Origin of the sequence: Paenibacillus glycanilyticus (assembly GCF_023715145.1) — a bacterium.
Lineage (GTDB): Bacteria > Bacillota > Bacilli > Paenibacillales > Paenibacillaceae > Pristimantibacillus > Pristimantibacillus glycanilyticus_A.
In genome coordinates this window covers 413,044-431,051 of sequence record NZ_JAMBNP010000004.1, presented here as the reverse complement: position 1 = coordinate 431,051, position 18,008 = coordinate 413,044, and the positions used below count along the sequence as shown (strand labels likewise).

At 52.3% G+C, this 18,008-nt stretch carries 9 protein-coding genes, 1 pseudogene and 1 riboswitch; of the genes and pseudogenes, 7 read left to right on the top strand and 3 right to left on the bottom strand.

Annotated elements, in window-relative coordinates; translation table 11 throughout:
* The first annotated feature begins 22 nt into the window (after positions 1–22).
* The 6 genes from metE (at position 23) to M3194_RS14390 (ending at position 6,819) form a co-directional block, all read left to right on the top strand.
* The gene (gene metE / locus M3194_RS14415) at positions 23–2,311 is read left to right on the top strand and encodes a 5-methyltetrahydropteroyltriglutamate--homocysteine S-methyltransferase (protein WP_251654766.1); all 2,289 of its coding nucleotides are present in this window, start codon (positions 23–25) and stop codon (positions 2,309–2,311) included.
* Between the two features lie 190 nt (positions 2,312–2,501).
* Positions 2,502–3,035, top strand: coding sequence for a sigma-70 family RNA polymerase sigma factor (locus tag M3194_RS14410; protein WP_251654765.1), 534 nt, complete (start codon positions 2,502–2,504; stop codon positions 3,033–3,035).
* 13 nt (positions 3,036–3,048) lie between these two features.
* Positions 3,049–4,185 carry a hypothetical protein gene (locus M3194_RS14405; protein ID WP_251654764.1) on the top strand — a complete coding sequence of 379 codons (1,137 nt, stop codon included), beginning with the start codon at positions 3,049–3,051 and terminating at the stop codon, positions 4,183–4,185.
* A complete protein-coding gene (locus M3194_RS14400; RefSeq protein WP_251654763.1) occupies positions 4,182–5,144 on the top strand; it encodes an ABC transporter ATP-binding protein in 963 nt (320 codons plus the stop codon). The genes M3194_RS14405 and M3194_RS14400 overlap by 4 nt, the downstream gene beginning before the upstream one ends.
* Positions 5,141–6,034: an ABC transporter permease subunit gene (locus M3194_RS14395; protein ID WP_251654762.1), complete on the top strand. Its 894-nt coding sequence runs from the start codon at positions 5,141–5,143 to the stop codon at positions 6,032–6,034. Before M3194_RS14400 ends, M3194_RS14395 begins: the two co-directional genes overlap by 4 nt.
* A gap of 158 nt (positions 6,035–6,192) precedes the next feature.
* Positions 6,193–6,819, top strand: a complete 627-nt coding sequence (locus M3194_RS14390) for a cysteine hydrolase family protein (protein ID WP_251654761.1) — start codon at positions 6,193–6,195, stop codon at positions 6,817–6,819.
* A 56-nt stretch (positions 6,820–6,875) separates the two neighbouring features.
* On the opposite strand, the pseudogene M3194_RS14385 reads toward M3194_RS14390, so the two are convergent.
* Positions 6,876–7,481 (bottom strand): annotated as a pseudogene (locus tag M3194_RS14385) (spore germination protein); the annotation flags it as partial.
* 224 nt (positions 7,482–7,705) lie between these two features.
* Positions 7,706–7,899: riboswitch (Lysine riboswitch) on the top strand.
* A 166-nt stretch (positions 7,900–8,065) separates the two neighbouring features.
* Here M3194_RS14385 and M3194_RS14380 point away from each other — a divergent pair.
* Positions 8,066–9,457, top strand: coding sequence for an amino acid permease (locus tag M3194_RS14380; RefSeq protein WP_251654906.1), 1,392 nt, complete (start codon positions 8,066–8,068; stop codon positions 9,455–9,457).
* A gap of 53 nt (positions 9,458–9,510) precedes the next feature.
* Here M3194_RS14380 and M3194_RS14375 read toward each other — a convergent pair whose 3' ends face one another.
* The gene (locus tag M3194_RS14375) at positions 9,511–11,196 is read right to left on the bottom strand and encodes a DUF11 domain-containing protein (protein WP_251654760.1); all 1,686 of its coding nucleotides are present in this window, start codon (positions 11,194–11,196) and stop codon (positions 9,511–9,513) included.
* A complete protein-coding gene (locus M3194_RS14370; protein WP_251654759.1) occupies positions 11,193–17,906 on the bottom strand; it encodes a DUF7507 domain-containing protein in 6,714 nt (2,237 codons plus the stop codon). Before M3194_RS14370 ends, M3194_RS14375 begins: the two co-directional genes overlap by 4 nt.
* Between the last annotated feature and the right edge of the window lie 102 nt (positions 17,907–18,008).

The following is an 18,008-nucleotide window of genomic DNA, read 5'->3' as shown; positions in this document are numbered from 1 at the left end:
AATGTTGAGGAGTTGTTGCAAGATGGCAAAGAGCAGTGTATTGGGGTACCCTCGAATCGGTGAGAACCGCGAATGGAAGAAAGCGCTGGAAGCATTCTGGGCAGGCAAGCTGGGGGAAAAGGAGCTTCATAACCAGCTCAGGCAAATCCGTCTTCAACATCTCAGCAAGCAGCAGGAGAAGGGCATCGACTTCATTCCGGTTAATGACTTCAGCTATTATGATCAAGTGCTTGATACTGCCGCAATGTTCGGAATCATTCCGAGGCGGTTTAATTATAGCGGAGGTGTCGTGCCTCTGTCCGTCTACTATGGAGTTGCCCGCGGTACCAAGGACGCGGCGGCAAGCGAGATGACGAAATGGTTCAACACGAATTACCACTATATCGTGCCGGAGCTGTACGGTGCGGAGCCCGTTCTCACGGAGAATAAACCGCTTATTGCTTACCGCGAAGCAAAAGAAAAGCTCGGCATTGAGGGTAAACCGGTCATTCTTGGTCCGTTCACCTTCCTCAAGCTATCGAAGGGTTATGGCAGATCCGAGATCGACACTTGGCTCTCGATTCTGATTAAGCTGTATGCGCAGGTGCTTCGGGAGCTGCAGGAGGAAGGCGTTCAGTGGGTTCAAATCGATGAGCCGATTCTCGTGACAAAGCTCAGCAACGATGATGTAGCCCGGCTGAAATCCATCTACGGCAAGCTGGCGGAAGCCGCTCCGCAGCTGAATATTATGCTGCAGACTTACTTCGAATCCGTGGATCCATTCAAGGAAATCGTGAACCTGCCCGTGCAGGGGATTGGTCTCGACTTTGTTCATGGGCTGCGCGGCAATCTGTCCGCCATTCGCGAATTCGGCTTCCCGGCTGACAAGGTGCTTGGAGCCGGCGTTATCGATGGCCGCGGCATCTGGAAAGCGCCGCTAGCGGATAAGCTTGAGCTCTTGAACGAGCTGCAAACGCTGGTGTCAACGGATAAGCTGCTTGTTCAGACCTCCTGCAGCCTGCTGCACGTACCGGTAACGACAAAGCCGGAGACCATGCTGTTCCCGGAGCTGAGGAACGTGCTTGCCTTTGCGGACGAGAAGCTGGATGAATTGGCTCTGTTAACGGAGGCTTTAAATAAAGGAGAAGCTTCGGTTACCGATGCTCTTGAGGCCAATAAGCTTGATCTTAAAGCTCTGGAGCAATCCGTATTCCGGAACCGTGCCGACGTTCATTCTGCCGTCGCGCGCATTCAAACGCAAGTGCCGGTCAGAAAATCTCCGTTTGCGGAGCGGAATTCCGCCCAGCAGAAGAAATGGCAGCTGCCCCTCTTCCCGACAACAACAATCGGAAGCTTCCCGCAATCAACGGAGGTTCGCAAGGCGCGCCAATCATGGCGCAAAGGGGAATGGAATAACGAGCGGTACTCCAGCTTCATTCAAGAGCAGATCGACAGCTGGATCAGCTATCAAGAGGAAATCGGCCTCGACGTTCTTGTTCATGGCGAGTTTGAACGGACGGACATGGTTGAGTTCTTCGGCGAGAAGCTCGAGGGCTTTGCCTTCACCCAGAACGGCTGGGTACAATCTTATGGCTCCCGCTGCGTCAAACCTCCGGTTATCTTTGGCGACGTAGCCTTCAAGGAAGCGATGACGGTTGAAGAGACGGTCTATGCGCAATCCAAAACCAAGCTTCCGGTGAAAGGCATGCTTACCGGTCCAATCACCATTATGAACTGGTCCTTCGTTCGCGATGATTTGGCACGCGAGCAGATAGCATACCAGCTGGCTTACGCGCTGCGTCAGGAGGTTGAAGCTCTCGAGAATGCGGGAATCGGCATGATTCAGGTCGATGAGCCTGCCGTACGCGAGGGTCTGCCTCTGAAGCAAGAGGAGCAGAGGGCGTATTTGGACTGGTCGGTCAAAGCATTCCGCGTGACCACCTGCACCGTTCAGGATACGACGCAAATTCATACGCATATGTGCTATTGCGAATTCCATGACATGATTGATTCGATTGAAGAGATGGACGCGGACGTAATCTCGATCGAGACCTCCCGCAGTCACGGCGAGCTGATTCACAGCTTTGAAGTCAATACCTACAAGCATGGCATTGGTCTAGGCGTATACGATATTCATAGCCCGCGTGTACCGGATGTGGAGGAAATGACAACCATGATTGACCGCGCGCTTCAAGTGCTCGATCCTAAGCTGTTCTGGATTAACCCGGATTGCGGATTAAAGACGCGCGGCAAAGAAGAAACCATCGCGTCCCTTCGCAACATGGTGGAAGCAACAAAGCTTGCCCGCGAGAAGCATGCCGTCAACGTGTAATCTAAATATAGAGACTGCGCCAGAATCATCTCCGATGACTTCCGGCGCAGTCTTTTTTAGCGTTTTTTTTGGCATTCTATTAATATCTGAGTTTAAGGTGTTACAAAATAGACGGGATATCCGTCTAATTAATGTCAACGTTAAGCCCGGGCAAGCGTAGTGGCAATGAATAATAGGGAGGCAAAGGACAATGGACATTCAAGATCCGGCGCCGGATTTGTTTAAACTTATATTCCATAAGCATTATCCGTCCGTAATTCGAAAGCTGACAGCACTGCTGCGCGATAAGGCAGCCGCCGAAGATTTGGCTCAGGAGGTATTCCTGAAATTATATAAGAATCCGCCATCAACGCCGGAAGCAGTTGGGGCATGGCTGCATCGCGTGCTTACGAGAAGCGCATACGATTACTTGGATCAGAAGGCGAGGGAGCGTTCGCTTATGCAGCGGCAGGAGCGGCAGCTGATGGCAGAGCCCCAGTCCCATCAATCCGGCGAACAAGCCGTAATCAAGCAGGGCGACGAGGAGCAGGTGCATGGCTGGTTGAACTCCCTGTCGGAACGGGACAGAGAGATGCTGCTCCTCAGGTATTCCGGCTACAGCTATTCCGAGATCGCGCAGGAGCTGCAGGTACAGCAGCCTCAGGTAGGCACTCTGCTTAAACGGGCGGGGGAAAGATTGCGCAAGCAAGCTTTGAAACACGAAAAACAATGGTCTCATGAATAAGGAGATGAAGCAGATGACCAATCATCCGATCGATGAGGATACAAATGCCGCTTGGAATAAGCTGGCGCTTAAGCTTAAAGAGCAAGAAGGTTCTCCAGTCTGGAAGGCATGGAGTCATGAAGGAGTCACGGCCGAGGATACGATGCATAAGCCGTCTGGCGTGGCGCATGCAGCAGAAGAGGAACTCAAAGCCAATTCGGAGAAAGTGGTTGAGGAGAAGCCGGAACGCCGCGAAGCCAAGCCGGGTCAACCGACTTACCGCCGCTGGCTGAAGAAGCATGCCAAGAAGACCGGCGTTGCTGCCGCAGCCGTAGTGATCTGCGCGGCTATCGCGTTACCATCCACGAATGAGGCTCTGGCTTCTATATTGGGCAATTTCAAGATGAATCAGGTGGCCGTCGTTCAAGAGGATGATTACAACACCGCATTGGAGAGCTTCTTTGGAACGGAGGTGTCGGGAGAATCCAGCAATAAATTCGGACAATTCGAACGCGCGGTTATTGGAGAAGGCTCTTCGGATTTAACGGCGGCCCAAGCCTTCGAGAAGTACGGGATTAAGGTGCCTGAAGAGCTCAAATCACCGTTTGGCAAGCAAACCGATCTTCATATTAACGGACAGCAAGGACAAGCGATTACGTTCCGGCTGGATGTGGATGCGGTAAACGGCGTCATGAAAAAGCTTGGTGCCGAGCAATTGCTGCCTGCGTCGGTTGACGGCAAGCCGATTACGCTGCGAATGGGGCAAGGCGTGAACGCCGACTACCGTTATCTGGACTCGGATGAAAGAGAGCGGTATATCGGAATCAATATCAGCCCGGTTCCGGTTCTTGAAATGGATCCCTCGATCGATGCAGAAGACGCATACGAAGCCTTGATCCGTTTCCCTATTCTGCCGACTAGCCTCAAGAACGTATTGATGCAAAGCACGCGGATTAGCGAAGGAGAAGTACCGTTCCCGATTATTACGGATGGACATGTGACGAAGACGGTGCTTGCGGGTACCGATGTCTACTTCGAAAACAGCGATAGCTGGGGCGGCGGCTGGAGAGTAACCTGGCTGGATAATGGCTTGGTCCATTATGTATCCTTGTATGACGCAAAAACCCGTGAAGAGGCGGAACAGATTGTGAAGGAATGGATTGCCCAATGAGTTATGCGATCGAAACATTCGGTATAACGAAAAACTACGGAAACGGACGTGGCTGTCATGATGTTACGCTCCGCATTCCTGCCGGGGAAGCCTTTGGCTTCCTTGGCCCTAACGGGGCCGGCAAGAGCACGATTGTCAAAATGCTGGTTGGCTTAACGACCCCAACAGACGGGAAAGCGTTATTGTTCGGTCATCCTGCGGGATCCGTGGAAGCCAGACGGCGCATTGGCTATTTACCTGAATTATTCCGTTATCCGGGATGGTTAAGCGGGGAAGAGGCCATGCATTTCCATGCCAAGCTATGCGGGATGAAGGGTGCGGACGCGAAACGCCGGATCGACCGGCTGCTCGATGAAGTTGGAATCGGAAAGAGGGGAAGTGACCGGATTAAAGGTTATTCCAAGGGGATGCAGCAACGGCTGGGTCTCGCTTGCGCCCTTCTGACCGATCCGGATATCGTATTTTTGGACGAGCCCGCGTCTGCTCTGGATCCCGTAGGCCGCCATGAAGTGCGCGAGCTGCTGCAGCGGCTTCGCAAGGAAGGCAAAACGATTTTCCTGAACTCGCATCTGTTAGAGGATGTCGAGTTTTTATGCGATCATGTGGCCTTATTGAACAATGGCCGAATAATGGCTGACGGTCGCGTGTCGGATGTGCTCCGGGCTTCTTCAAGCTGGCGGTTCCGGGTAGGCGGCATGACTCCCGAGCTGCTGGATTGGCTTCGCGAAACGATGATTGTTCCGGTTGACCTCGTTCCTTGGGAAGGCGAAGAAGCGCTGGCATGGGGAGAGCATTGGCTGGAGGCCGAGCTTGAAGGCGACGAGCAGGTTGGTTATATGAACCGTCTGCTTATTGAACATGGCGTGACTTTATACGAGACGCAGAAAGTGAAGTCAAGCCTGGACGAATGGTTTTTGCAGGCAGTATCGGGTTTGGAGCATAGGGGGGAAAACCGATGATTGCCGTATGGATGCTGACCTGGAAAGAACTCTTGCGCAAGAAAGTAACCTTAATGACATTGCTGCTTACGGTTTTGTTTTGGATCGCTTTTTATTTTATAGCTAAAAGCGCCGGTGCCACTGCCGCACAATCGGAATCCGGCATCATAAGCTTAAACGATTTAGTCGAACGATTCAGAGGAAGCGCTATATTGCTATGGATTGGCTTCTTCTTCGGAGCCTTCGCGACTGGTTTTCTGTCGATCTTCAGCTCGGTTGCCGCCGTTGCCGGAGAAGCCGAGCATGGCGTCCTGCAGTCGGTGCTGGCAAGACCAATACCGCGCACGCACTGGTACTTGGGCCGTTGGTTAGGATTTGTTACCTTTTGTCTTGCTTATGCTCTCCTATTATTTGTGTCGATCCTAATAATCGTTATTTACGCGACGGGCGTTCACCCCGACTGGTCCGGGTTGGTTCCGGCGTTCATGCTGTTCATCAGTCCGGTTCTGATCATGGTTACGCTGACGATGCTTGCGTCATGCTGGCTTGCGCCGCTTGGCAACGGAGTGGCAATGGTGATGCTGTTTGGGATGGGATGGCTTGGGACAATGCTTGACAAGGTCATTGCCGCGCGGATGTTCACAACCGATGACGCGAGCACAACATCGGATACGCTCGAGATTGTGTCGGGGTTAATTCGGCTTATTATTCCAACGGATGCGCTGCAGCAGCGAATGTTATCCGAATTGTTCCGGGTGGACGAATTAGGCGAGACCTTCTCCTCCAGAGATTCGTTGGGTTATTTTTCTGTTGTTAATCCGCCATCGGATGCTTTTTTATACTACACGGCCGTTTATTTTTTGATTTTCCTAGCCGCAGGTTTGTTTGCAATTAGACGGAAGGACTTTTGAATAATGCCGAAAATCATAACAACGCCAATAGGGCAGCCGAGATCGATTTCGGCTGCCCTATTCATGCATCGGATCAGGAACGAGGAAACGATTAAATCCATGGGCTGCAGGGAAAGTTAAACCGAATAAACGGAAAGGAATGCATTCGAATAACTAACATGAACGATAAGACAGGATTGTTATTGGTTGACCCTTATAATGATTTTCTGGCAGAGGAAGGCAAGCTATATCCCCGAACGAAAGAAGTATCGGAATCCGTGAACACCATTCAAAATTTAAAAGCGGTCGTTGAAGGGGCCCGTACAGCCGGCATTCGCATTTTTTATGTGCCTCATCACAGATCCGAGCCAAATGATTACGATTCGTGGAGGCATCCGACGCCTTATCAGTTGAAGGGAAAGCATGGCCAAGTGTTCGCAAAGGACTCATGGGGAGGAGAATTCCATCCGGATTTTCAACCTCGCTTAGGAGATGTCATCATTAAAGAGCACTGGGCAAGCAGCGGATTCGCGAACACGGATTTGGATCATCAGCTCAAGATGCACGGCGTGCAGAATATCATCGTGGTCGGAATGCTAGCCAATACCTGCATCGAGGCAACCGCCCGATTCGGCATGGAGCTTGGCTACCATGTAACGCTGGTCAAGGATGCGACCTCGGCTTTTACAAAAGAAGCGATGCATGCGGCTCATGAAATTAACGGCCCCACCTATGCGCATGCGATTCTCACTACGGCTGAGCTGCTCCCCGAGCTGAAAGCCCATGCCCTTAGATGGCAAAATTAAGGTCCCCTTCAAGGGGACTTTAATTTTGTCTGGAGCGCTTCAACCGGATTCGCGCGGTTCCGATCATCCATAGGAGCAACGGAATAACGACCAGGAAAATCGGAAAAGCGATGTTTTTCCAGAAATAGGGGAATTGCAGCTGGGACTCGTCCGAGCTTGACGGATAGAATGCAACGGCGAAGATGAGAATGAAGAATACGAAAGGTAATGCCCATGTTGTAACGAGGGATGACGAAGGAAGCAATCCCGGTAATCGTGACAATAATAACCATCGGCGCGGACACGATTCCCGCGGTAACCGCAGCTTCCCCGATGACGAGGGCCCCAACGATGCTGACGGCGGATCCGACGGCTTTCGGCAGGCGTACGCCGGCTTCGCGCAAGCCTTCGAACAGAAATTCCATCAGCAGGGCTTCGATGACGGCGGGAAACGGAACGCCTTCACGCGCTGACGTAATACTAAGCAAAAAATTCGTCGGAAGCAGCTGCGGATGAAACGTCGTGATCGCGACATACAAGGCAGCTTGAAATGCGGTCCAGAACGTGATCGGAAGGAGCAGTGCTTGTGGCGTTCCGTCCGTCAGAATCGCGATTTTCCCTTCCATTAAGTTGGCCGCCACGATGTCCGGGCGTTCGGTATTCATAAGCTGAGGGAAGGGGGTTCATTTTTTTATATTATCCATGTTGAAGGAATTTTTATGCAGATCATATGATTTCTTGTAGGCTTCATTGAAATTATGTAAACCAGCATAGAAGTTGATCGGGGGTAGCCATTTGCTTTTGTTCAAAGCAAAAAAACTGGTTTCTTTATCCATTGATTTTTTGCAAACAGGTCATTAATATAGAACAATGTCAGTCAAATTAAATAGTAAATCCTCATCCAATTCGATGAGGTAGAGGTCGCGATGTTGAAGAGTACATCGGGGGAGGTCCAGTAAAGACCAGTGATCCCGGGAGAAAGGCATCATCGCCGAAGTCGTCTTGGTATACTGACCATGACAGGCTGGGGCCGTATCCGAAGAGGAACGGAACTGTCATATTGCTTGCAAATCAACGGCAATATGTTGTGCTATCTTGATAGTTGGAAAGTGAGGAAGATAAGGCGGTCTTTCTTGTTTGATGAAGAAAGGCGGCTTTTTTGCGTTTTAAGGCTGCTATTTATTGGGACACTAATAGAGAAATAGATAAGGGAGAGTATTACCTCGTGAATGAGAACAAGTTACGCAGAGGCCTGAAATCAAGGCATATGGCGATGATTTCTCTTGGCGGCTCGATTGGAACGGGACTGTTCCTGGCGAGCGGCGGAGCGATTCATGACGCCGGTCCGGGCGGCGCGCTGCTCGGATATTTCATTATTGGTATTATGGTGTATTTCCTGGTGACAAGCCTTGGCGAAATGGCAACCTACATGCCGGTATCCGGTACATTCAGTACTTATGCAACAAGATTTGTAGATCCATCGTTTGGCTTTGCTCTCGGATGGAACTATTGGTATAACTGGGCGATTACCATTGCGGCTGAGCTGTCCGCCGCTACATTAATTATTAAATTCTGGCTTCCGGACAGTCCTTCCTTCCTGTGGAGTGCCTTGTTCCTTGCCTTGATGGTTGGACTAAACCTATTGTCCGTCAAAGGCTACGGGGAATCGGAATATTGGTTTGCCATGATCAAGATTATTACCGTTATAGTGTTTATCGGAATTGGCCTTTTGATGATCGTTGGGATCTGGAAGGGCGACGCCATTGGCTTCAGCAACTTTACGGCCGGCGATGCGCCAATCTCGGGCGGCTGGCTTGCCGTTCTCGGTATCTGCATGGCTGCCGGCTTCTCGTTCCAGGGCACTGAGCTTGTTGGCATAGCTGCAGGGGAGTCCGAGAATCCGAGGGAAAATGTCCCCCGTGCGATTCGCAGCGTCTTCTGGCGTATTCTGTTGTTCTACATTCTGGCGATCTTTGTGGTGGGAATGCTTATTCCGTTCACGACGGACACGCTTGCGGAAGGCAGCGTAGCGGCAAGTCCGTTTACGATTATTTTCGAAAAAGCAGGTCTTAGCGTAGCCGCATCCGTCATGAACGCCGTTATCTTAAGCTCGGTACTGTCGGCAGGCAACTCGGGCATGTACGCTTCAACTCGCATGCTCTGGGTACTGGCGAGAGAAGGGAAAGCTCCGAAAATCTTCGCAAAGCTTAATAAACGCGGAATTCCGGTGTACGCTTTGCTTGCAACCGCGGCCATTGGCATGCTGGCCTTCCTTGCTTCCTTCTTCGGCGACGGACAAGTCTATATCTGGCTGCTGAATGCATCCGGCATGTCCGGCTTTATCGCGTGGCTTGGCATCGCGGTCAGCCATTACCGCTTCCGCAAAGCTTATATAGCGCAAGGCCATAAGGTGGAAGACCTGCCATACCGGTCGCTGTGGTATCCGTTTGGTCCAATCCTCGCTGGCGTAATGTGCATGGTCGTTATTATCGGCCAGAGCTTCAGCGCCTTCTCGGATGGCAAGGTAGACTGGATGTTTATGCTTGCTTCATATATCGGAATTCCGTTCTTCCTGGCGATTTGGCTGGGTTACAAGTGGAAGTACAAAACAAAGCTGTTGAAGCTTGAAGAATGCAAGGTAGAGCCTTCAGTGGAATAAGAAAATAACAAAAAAGCAGAGGCGGCAGCCTCTGCTTTTTTGTTATTCAATTGCTATTCCATATTCTGATCAATCGGCAGGATCAATTCATTCGACTGGCTTTCGCCGGAACAGGTGCCGTCTTCATAATTGTAGCTATAGCGGGCGGTGTAACGAGTGGCTAGCTGGGTGAGCGATTCATTCGCAATCTCCTCGGAATCGGATACGTAAATCCAATAGCTGACCTTAACGGTTGACCCCGGGGCAAGAAGACCAAGGGGTATCCCGTCCGCCAGCGGGAAGGAAGGTACCTGAATATCGTTAAGCTGCGGGTCCAGCAAGTGAAAGCCGCTCGGATAACCGGTACGGAACAGCGTAATTTCAGAAGCAGCGAGATTCCCAGTATTTTGTATGAAAATGGTGAAGAAGACAGATCGCTCTACCTCGTAATACTTCGGCTTGGCGTTTGCGAGCACCGTAATGACCGGAGCAAAAATTTCGGTCACTACCGGATTGGACATCACGTTCTGCTTAACGAGCCGGCCATCCGTCAGCCTGTACGTATAGATCGCTTCCACTTGATTCAGAATGTTCGGATTACCGGCATATCCCGTCTGAACCTGTACTTGATAAGCGATAACGGTGGTAGAACCGGCTATCAAGGTGCCAAGCGGAATGCCGGCCGCAAGGGAAGCGCCCTTACGGGAAATACCATCGATCGTCACGCTGTCCGGCAGGAATGACGTGCCTTGCGGAACAAGACGGGACAAATAGGCATCTACGGCAAAGCTGTTGGCATTGATGACGGTGACGGTATAAGTCAAGGCTGAACGGGTTGATGTCCGGGTATGATCAACGGCCAGCGTAACGGTCAAGGTTGGATTCGTTACGCTTAGGATCAGCAAATTAGCAAGAGTACGGTATACGGTCCCGTTAACGGTATATTCGATTACCGCCTGGAACGGAATCTGGGTTTCGGCAGGCATTTGGGCAAGCCGGATTGCGACGCGCACGGTAACGACAGTGCCAGGCGCCAGGTATCCGATATAGATGCCCGCAGCGGGATCAATCCAGGGGACCAGCACGCCATCAATGACCACACTTCCCGGAATAAACTCAAACCCTTCCGGAAGAGGAAGATAAACGATAACGTTTTCCATCGGCAGCACGCCATCGTTGCGAAGGATCAGATCATAGAAGATGACATCTCCTAGGAACGTTACCGGTGAACTTAAGCTTGCATGGGCTTCCAGCAGAAAAGGAGCGACTTCTAGCGTCACTTTATTCGACATAACCGAATCCGTCACGATTCTTCCTTCCAATGTGGTAAAGGCATAGGCGAGCTCAGCTTCATTCTGGAATAGATGCGATTCGGGTATGGCGATGACAATCGCTTGGAAGACGACTTGCATGGAGCCTCCGACAGGGAGAGTCCCAAGCGGCACTCCCCTGAGCGGCGAAGCCCCGGGCAAGGGCGATCCATTCAGCAGAATACTATTCGGAATAAAAGACATGCCGGCCGGCAAGGAATCGATCAGCCTCATTTCGGCTGATCGATTCCCCGTATTGGAGATCTGTATCGTGAAGGTTACGGTTTGATTCCGAATGAGCTTCATGGGAGCGGCTGTCTTATTGGCAGTTATAATCGGACCGACCAAAGGAGTCAGCACCGTATTGGAATAAGCGACATTATCATAAGCCCCGCTTCTGAACCGGACAAGAGTCTGGTTCAGAAGCTTGAAGTCATTAGGAGGGGTCATATGGTGACCACCTGTACATTAAAGGTTACCGTTGCGGAAGCTCCTGCTGCAATCGTGCCGATGGAGATGCCCGTATTCGGATTGCCCGCAGGCACGGGTACACTATTCACGGTTACGCTGCCAGCCACAAACACCGTGCCTGTTGGAACAGGGTCGACCAGTATCACATTGTTGACCGGGCTGATTCCGTTATTTGTAACCACGATTACATACGTAATGACATCTCCTACTACGGCGTCGATCGCAGTGGTGCTCTTTACGACGGTAACATCCGGAGAGGATACAGGGATAGACAAGGTATTGGAATTGACGGAGCCGGTAATCGTTCTGCCGTCCGGCGCCGTGTAGGAATAGCTGCCGGTTGCCGTATTCACGAGCTGCTGGGATGGCGGCAGGGTTTGGATAATGACTTCATACGAGACGGATACAATGATCAGTTGGCCCGGATTAACTGTGCCTACCGGGAACCCGGCAGCCGGATTAGCTCCAGGCTGAGGCACGCCGTTCACCTGTACGCTGTTTGGAACAAAGGCGCCGCCGGAGGGAACCGGGTCGGTCAACGTAACTTGAGCCGGCAGGTTGCCGGTATTGGTAATATGCAAATCGTAAGTGACGGTATCGCCAACCGTTGCATTTGTCGTATTGGCTGTTTTCTGAATCGAAATAATCGCCTGATAGACCGGCAGGATAACGGTATTCGAGAATGTCGACCCGGAGAAGGCACCTGACGTAAAGGTAGCGCTGGCTTGGTTGCTAAGCTGTGCTGGCGTTGGCAAAGAGATGATCGTCAAATTGAAAGTAACCGTTGAGGTGACGCCAGGAGCAATCGCTCCGATCGAAATACCCGCGGCGGGGTTAGCGCCAGGCTGAGGAAGACCATCCACCGTAACGCTGTTCGCGACGAGTACGGCCCCAGCCGGGATGGAATCAGCAACAACGACATTGTTAATTGGAGCAATGCCGTTGTTGCTTACTCCAATCGCGTAAGTTACGGTGTCTCCTACTACGGCGGTTGGCACGGATACCGATTTGGCTACCGCCACGTTAGGCGCGGATACCTGGATGACAAGCGTATTGGAAGTGATGGAGCCATTCAAGGTACGGCCGTCTGGCAACGTATACGAATAAGTGGCGGAAGCCTGATTCACAAGCTGTTGACCGGCCGGCAAGGACTGAATGATCACGGAGAATGAGACGGTTGCCGACGTTGTGATATTGCCAAGCGGAATACCGGTTGATGGGTCGGCGCCAGGTATTGGCTGACTATTGACGATAACGCTGTTAGGAACAAAGACGGTGCTGGCCGGTATTGTGTCCGTTAAGGTGATGTCAGCGCCATAGTTGCCCGTATTTGAGATCGCCACCGTATAAGTTACGGTATCACCGACTGTAGCATTAATCGTGCTTCCTGTTTTTACAGCGGATAAAATAGGCTGATAGACCGGCGTTGTGACCGTATTGGAGAACGTTACCCCCGAGAAAGCACCGGATGTAAAAGTAACGGAGGACTGGTTATTCAGCTCGGCCGGAGTAGGCAGGGAAGTTACAAGGACATTAAAGACTATGGTTATTGATGCTCCGGGGGTTATGGCGTCAATAATAACGCCGGTTGCCGGACTTGCCGCCGGTCTTGGGACACCGTCAACGGTTAGAGATCCTGTTACAAAGCTGGAGCCAGCCGGAATCGGATCCGTGAACAAGACATTGGATATCGTCGCAATCCCGCTGTTCGTGATGGTGGTGGAATAAGTGACTGTATCGCCGATTGATACAGCCGTTGAAGGCGTGCTTTTTACTACGGTTGCATTTGGTGCCGAGACAGGGAAGGTTACCGTATTGGAGACGGCTGTTTGGTTAAATACCCTGCCATCCGGAAGGGTGTATGAGCTGTTTGCCGTGCCTGTGTTTGACAATTGCTGAGGCGTTGGCAGGGAATCGATAAGAACCGAGAATATGATGCCTGACGTGGTGCCTGCGGCTACGGAGCCAACAGGGATACCCGTTACCGGATCAACGCCAGGGACGGGAGCTCCGTTAACGATAACGCTGTTAGGCACAAAGGAGGTACCGGCGGGAATATTATCGGTTATCGTAACCGTAGACGGATAATTGCCGGCGTTCGATACAAGCAAGGTGTACGTAACCGTCTGGCCAACCGCGGCATTCGAAGTGCTGGCGCTTTTCGCCACCGAAATGACCGGCTGATAGACCGGAGTAGACACGTTGTTGGAGAAGGCCGTTCCCGAGAAGGCACCCGACGTAAAGGTAACCGAAGCCGTATTGTTCAGTACGGCAGGGTCGGGAACCGTATTGACACTGTTGTTGAAGGATATCGTTACTGTGCCGCCAGGAGGAATAGAGCCAACGGCAATACCGCCTATTGGACTTGCGCCGGGCACCGGCGCTCCATTAACCGTAACCGTGCCGGGGATAAAAGAGGTACCGGGGGGAGCCGGATCCGTAAACTGCACATTGTTAATCGTCTCAATCCCGTTATTGGTTATAACAGCCGTATAGATGATGGTGTCGCCAATTGTTACGGCCGAATAGTTTGCGCTTAACGCAACCGCGACATTAGGCGCGGATACGGGAAAGCTGACCGTATTGGAATTGACGGAGCCGGTGAGCGTGCGGCCATCCGGCGGCGTATACGAATAGGATGCGGTGCCTGTATTAATCAGTACCTGCGGAGTTGGAAGGGAAGTGACGACAACCCCAAAGGTGACCGTCGTGGTTGCCCCAGGCGCGACGGATCCGATATCGATGCCTGTAACCGGGGATATGCCCGGAAAAGGCACGCCGTTTACGATTACACTGTTTTCCGTAAAGGTTGCACCGGTAGGAATGTTGTCCGTTACGACTGTCGCCGCTGCCAAATTGCCCGTATTGAAGATCGTTAACGTATAAATAATGGAATCGCCAAGCGTAGCATTGCTGCTGCTTGCGCTTTTGGTAACGGCGATTTGCGGCTGGGTAACCGGCGTGACCGTTGTGTTGGAGGCAGATGTCGCCGAGAAGGTGCCGGATGTAAAGCTGGCCGTTGACTGGTTCGTAATGTCTGTAGGGATTGCCATCGTTATGATCACCTCGAATGTTACGGTAACCGAAGCTCCTGGTGCCAGGCTACCGAGAGATATGCCGGCTTCCGGGGAGGCTGCCGGCAGGGAAACATTTTGAACCAACACGCTTCCGGGTACAAACGCCGCATTGGATTGAAGCTGGTCTCGCAGGACAATGTTGTTAACCGCCGCAATCCCGTTATTGGTCAGAACAGACGTATAGGTCATGGAATCCCCGGTAACCGCGACGGTTCGGCTGACGCTCTTCACAAGAGTGACATTCGGGAGAGCAACCTGAACGGTAACCGTATTGGAGACGGCCGAGCGGTTAATGACGTTCCCATTGGCAAGTGTGAAGGTATAGGCAGCCGTTGCCTGATTGACCAGCTGCCTGCTGGCAGGATAGGATACGATATTCACGACATAGCTGACCGTGGCTGAACCGCCTGCAGGGATATTCCCGACCGGGATTCCGGTTACGGGACTGACGTCCGGGGAAGGCACGCCATTGATCAATACGCTGTTATCTATAAACACGCTTCCGCTCGGAACCGTATCCGTTAAGGTAACGGCCGCAGCGGCATTGCCTGTATTGGTCAGTGTGAAGCTGTAGGAGAACGTGTCGCCGACTGTCGCATTGGCGGTGCTGGCCGATTTGTTTACTACGACAACGGCCTCCGATACCGGCGTCGTAACGGTATTGGAAGTTGAACTGCCGGTGAACGCTCCCGAAGTGAACGCAACGCTAGCCGCGTTGCTAAGATTGCCGGAAGAAGGCAGAGAAGTGACGCGTATCTGAAAAGCCACGGTTACCGTAGCCCCGGCGTTAATCGTGCCAAGCGAGATGCCTGCATTCGGGTTTGCCAATGCGGAAGGCGTTCCGTTAATCGTCACGCTGCCCGCAACAAATGCCGCCCCTTGAGGAATGGGATCAGACAATACTACGTTAGTAACCGGCGCAATTCCGTTGTTGGTCACGGGCACGGTATAAATTAATAGATCCTGTACGGCTGCCGCCGTAACACTGGTTGTTTTGGATACCGTGACATTTGGCGAGGAAGCGGTTATGGATACGGTATTCGAGCTGCTGCTGCCGTTTAAGGTTCTGCCGCTCGGCAAGGTATACGAATAGTTGGAAGTTGCCTGATCCATTAGTGCCGGCGGGGAAGGCAAGGTGTTCAGCAGCGTCTGGAACGTTACGGTAGTCTGGCCGTTAGGCGCCAAGCTGCCTATCGCTATTCCGGTTAACGGTGAGGAGGCCGGGCTAGGCGTAGCGTTAATGGTAACGGAGCCTGGAATAAAGCTCGAGCCCGTCGGAATGTTATCCAGCAAGGTGACGGTTGCCGCCAGATTGCCGGTATTTCGGGCCAGGATGGTGTACGTGATCGTATCGCCTACTGTCGCTGCCGTAACATTCGCGGATTTGGTCAGCGGAATGACAGGTTGATAGACTGGAGTAGTGGTACTATTGGATGCAGCGGTTCCGGAGAATGTCCCGACCGTATAGGAAACATTGGACCGATTGATGAGTTGTGCGCTGGCTGGCAATGAAATGACGGATGCCTGCAACGTGACGGTAACCGCGCTGTTCGCGGCAACGGTACCAGCGGGAATCCCCGTTGCCGGATTCGCCGTAGTATTTGGCGTGCCGCCGATGGTTACGCTGCCCGGTACGAAGGTTGTTCCCGCTGGCAGCACATCCGTTAACGTCACATTCGTAACGGCTTCGGTACCATTGTTCGTAATGACCGACGTATAAGTGAGCGTCTCGCCTACGGCTACGTCCGTTACATTCACGGACTTGGCGAGCGTTACATTCGGAAGTGAGACGGGAAGCGTCAGCGTGTTGGATGCTGCCGAACCGTTTATCGTCCGGCCATCCGGAGGCGTGAACGTATACGTCGCCGTGCCTTGATCGACGAATTGAGGCGGCGAAGGCAGGGAATTGACCTGCACGTCAAAAGTGACCGTTGAGGTTGCTCCTGCCGCAACGGACCCGATCGCAACGCCAGCAGGCGGATTGGCTCCCGGGATTACATTTCCGTTCACCCGGAACGTTCCGGGGATGAAGGAACTTCCCGTTGGAATATTGTCTGCCAGTGTCACATTAGCGGCTCGATTACCGGTATTGGCCACTAATAGGGTATAGGTCACCGTACTGCCAACGGTAGCTGTCGTCCGGTTAGAGCTTTTGGATATCCCGATAATCGGGGAATACACCGGCGTAGATACGGTATTGGAAGGAATGACGCCGGTAATATTCTGACCGCCGGCAACCATCTGGAACGTAAAGGCAGCCTTCGCGCTGTTGGGCAGCAAGAATGTGCTTGGCAGAGAGCTGACGACTGCCCGGTAGGTTACGACAACAGAGCTGTTCAGATTCAGAGCTCCCAAGGGAGCGCCCGCCAGAATATCGTAGGTCGGCCGCGGAATCCCGCCAACCGTTACACTGCCGCTGACAAATGTAAGGCCAGCTGGCAGAGCATCGGTAAGAACGACGCTAGCCGCATTGGCCGTGCCCGTGTTGCTGACCGTTACCGTGTACGTAATCGTATCGCCAACTACCGCGCCGGAAACGCTTGCTCCTTTCGTGACGTTAATGGTCGGCGAGTTAATGTTAATTTGAATGGCATTGGCATTTACGACATACGCATCGCCGGATGTAGTCAGTATAAGCACGGCTGAGGACTGGTTATTGATAAGGCGTGCGGAGACATCGACATTCGTAATATCCCAGCCTTGCCGTCCGGCTGAAATGTTGGAGCCCGGGGCTCCGTTGGTCTGATTGCGGTTGCCGAAGGTTCCTGTCGTATTCAGCGCACCCGCGTCATTATTGATCTGCGAAGCGAAGAAGTTGTTGGCAAAGTTATTCGTTCCGGACAAGGCTGCGGCAGTACCGCTGGTTGGGCCAAATAAAGCCTGGTCGCCCGTCCGGTTCGCGTCGCCTTCCTGCGCGCTGAATAATGCTCTTCCTCCGAGAGTGCCGGAGATTGGCGTTGCAAATCCGGTTAAAGTTGTTGATACTGGACCGGAGTCGGCCTGCACAAGCACGGCACCGGCACGAAGCGACATGTTGCGGAAGGGAAGCGATGGGTTCTGATAAATGACGCCTAGCGTCCACCCGCAATGATTAGCGGTTGAATCGCCTGGAATAACAATGGTGCCAACCACGTTTCCCGTTGCATACGTACCCGCTCCGCCTTGCGTAATTAGAGACGTTACATTGTTCGACCGTACATAAGCAAAGGCTCCGTTGCCCAAATTGACTTGATTGCTTGTCGCAGCATCCACCGAGACAGTGAATGTGCCGGCCGGTGTCGTAAAGGTAACCGGATTATTAATGAACGCGCTGAGATCCGTCGTTCCATTAATATAGGAGCCGCCCCAGATCAACTCTGCGTACAGAATGGTACTGCCCGCCGGCAAAGTCAAGATCGCCGATGAGCTGTTGCTTGCAAAGGCGCTTGTCGTACCGGCCGGATATGTACCAAAGACAGAGGCGGTATTGATGGTCGAAAACGCGCCTATGCTATCCTGAGTTCCCGGTACGCCAGCCGTATCGGAACGGCTTAAGCCAAGCGTATTCCCGGTAAAGGTAATCGCTCCGGTTGCATTAAATGTGGCACGAGTGACAAGAGGAATCGGTATCACCCCCTCAGGTTCGCATGAATCTGTTTCAATGAGGGCAGAAACAGCTGTTTTATGACTACCTTCCATACATATGTACGTTATCCCGGGTTAAAAACTTCTCTT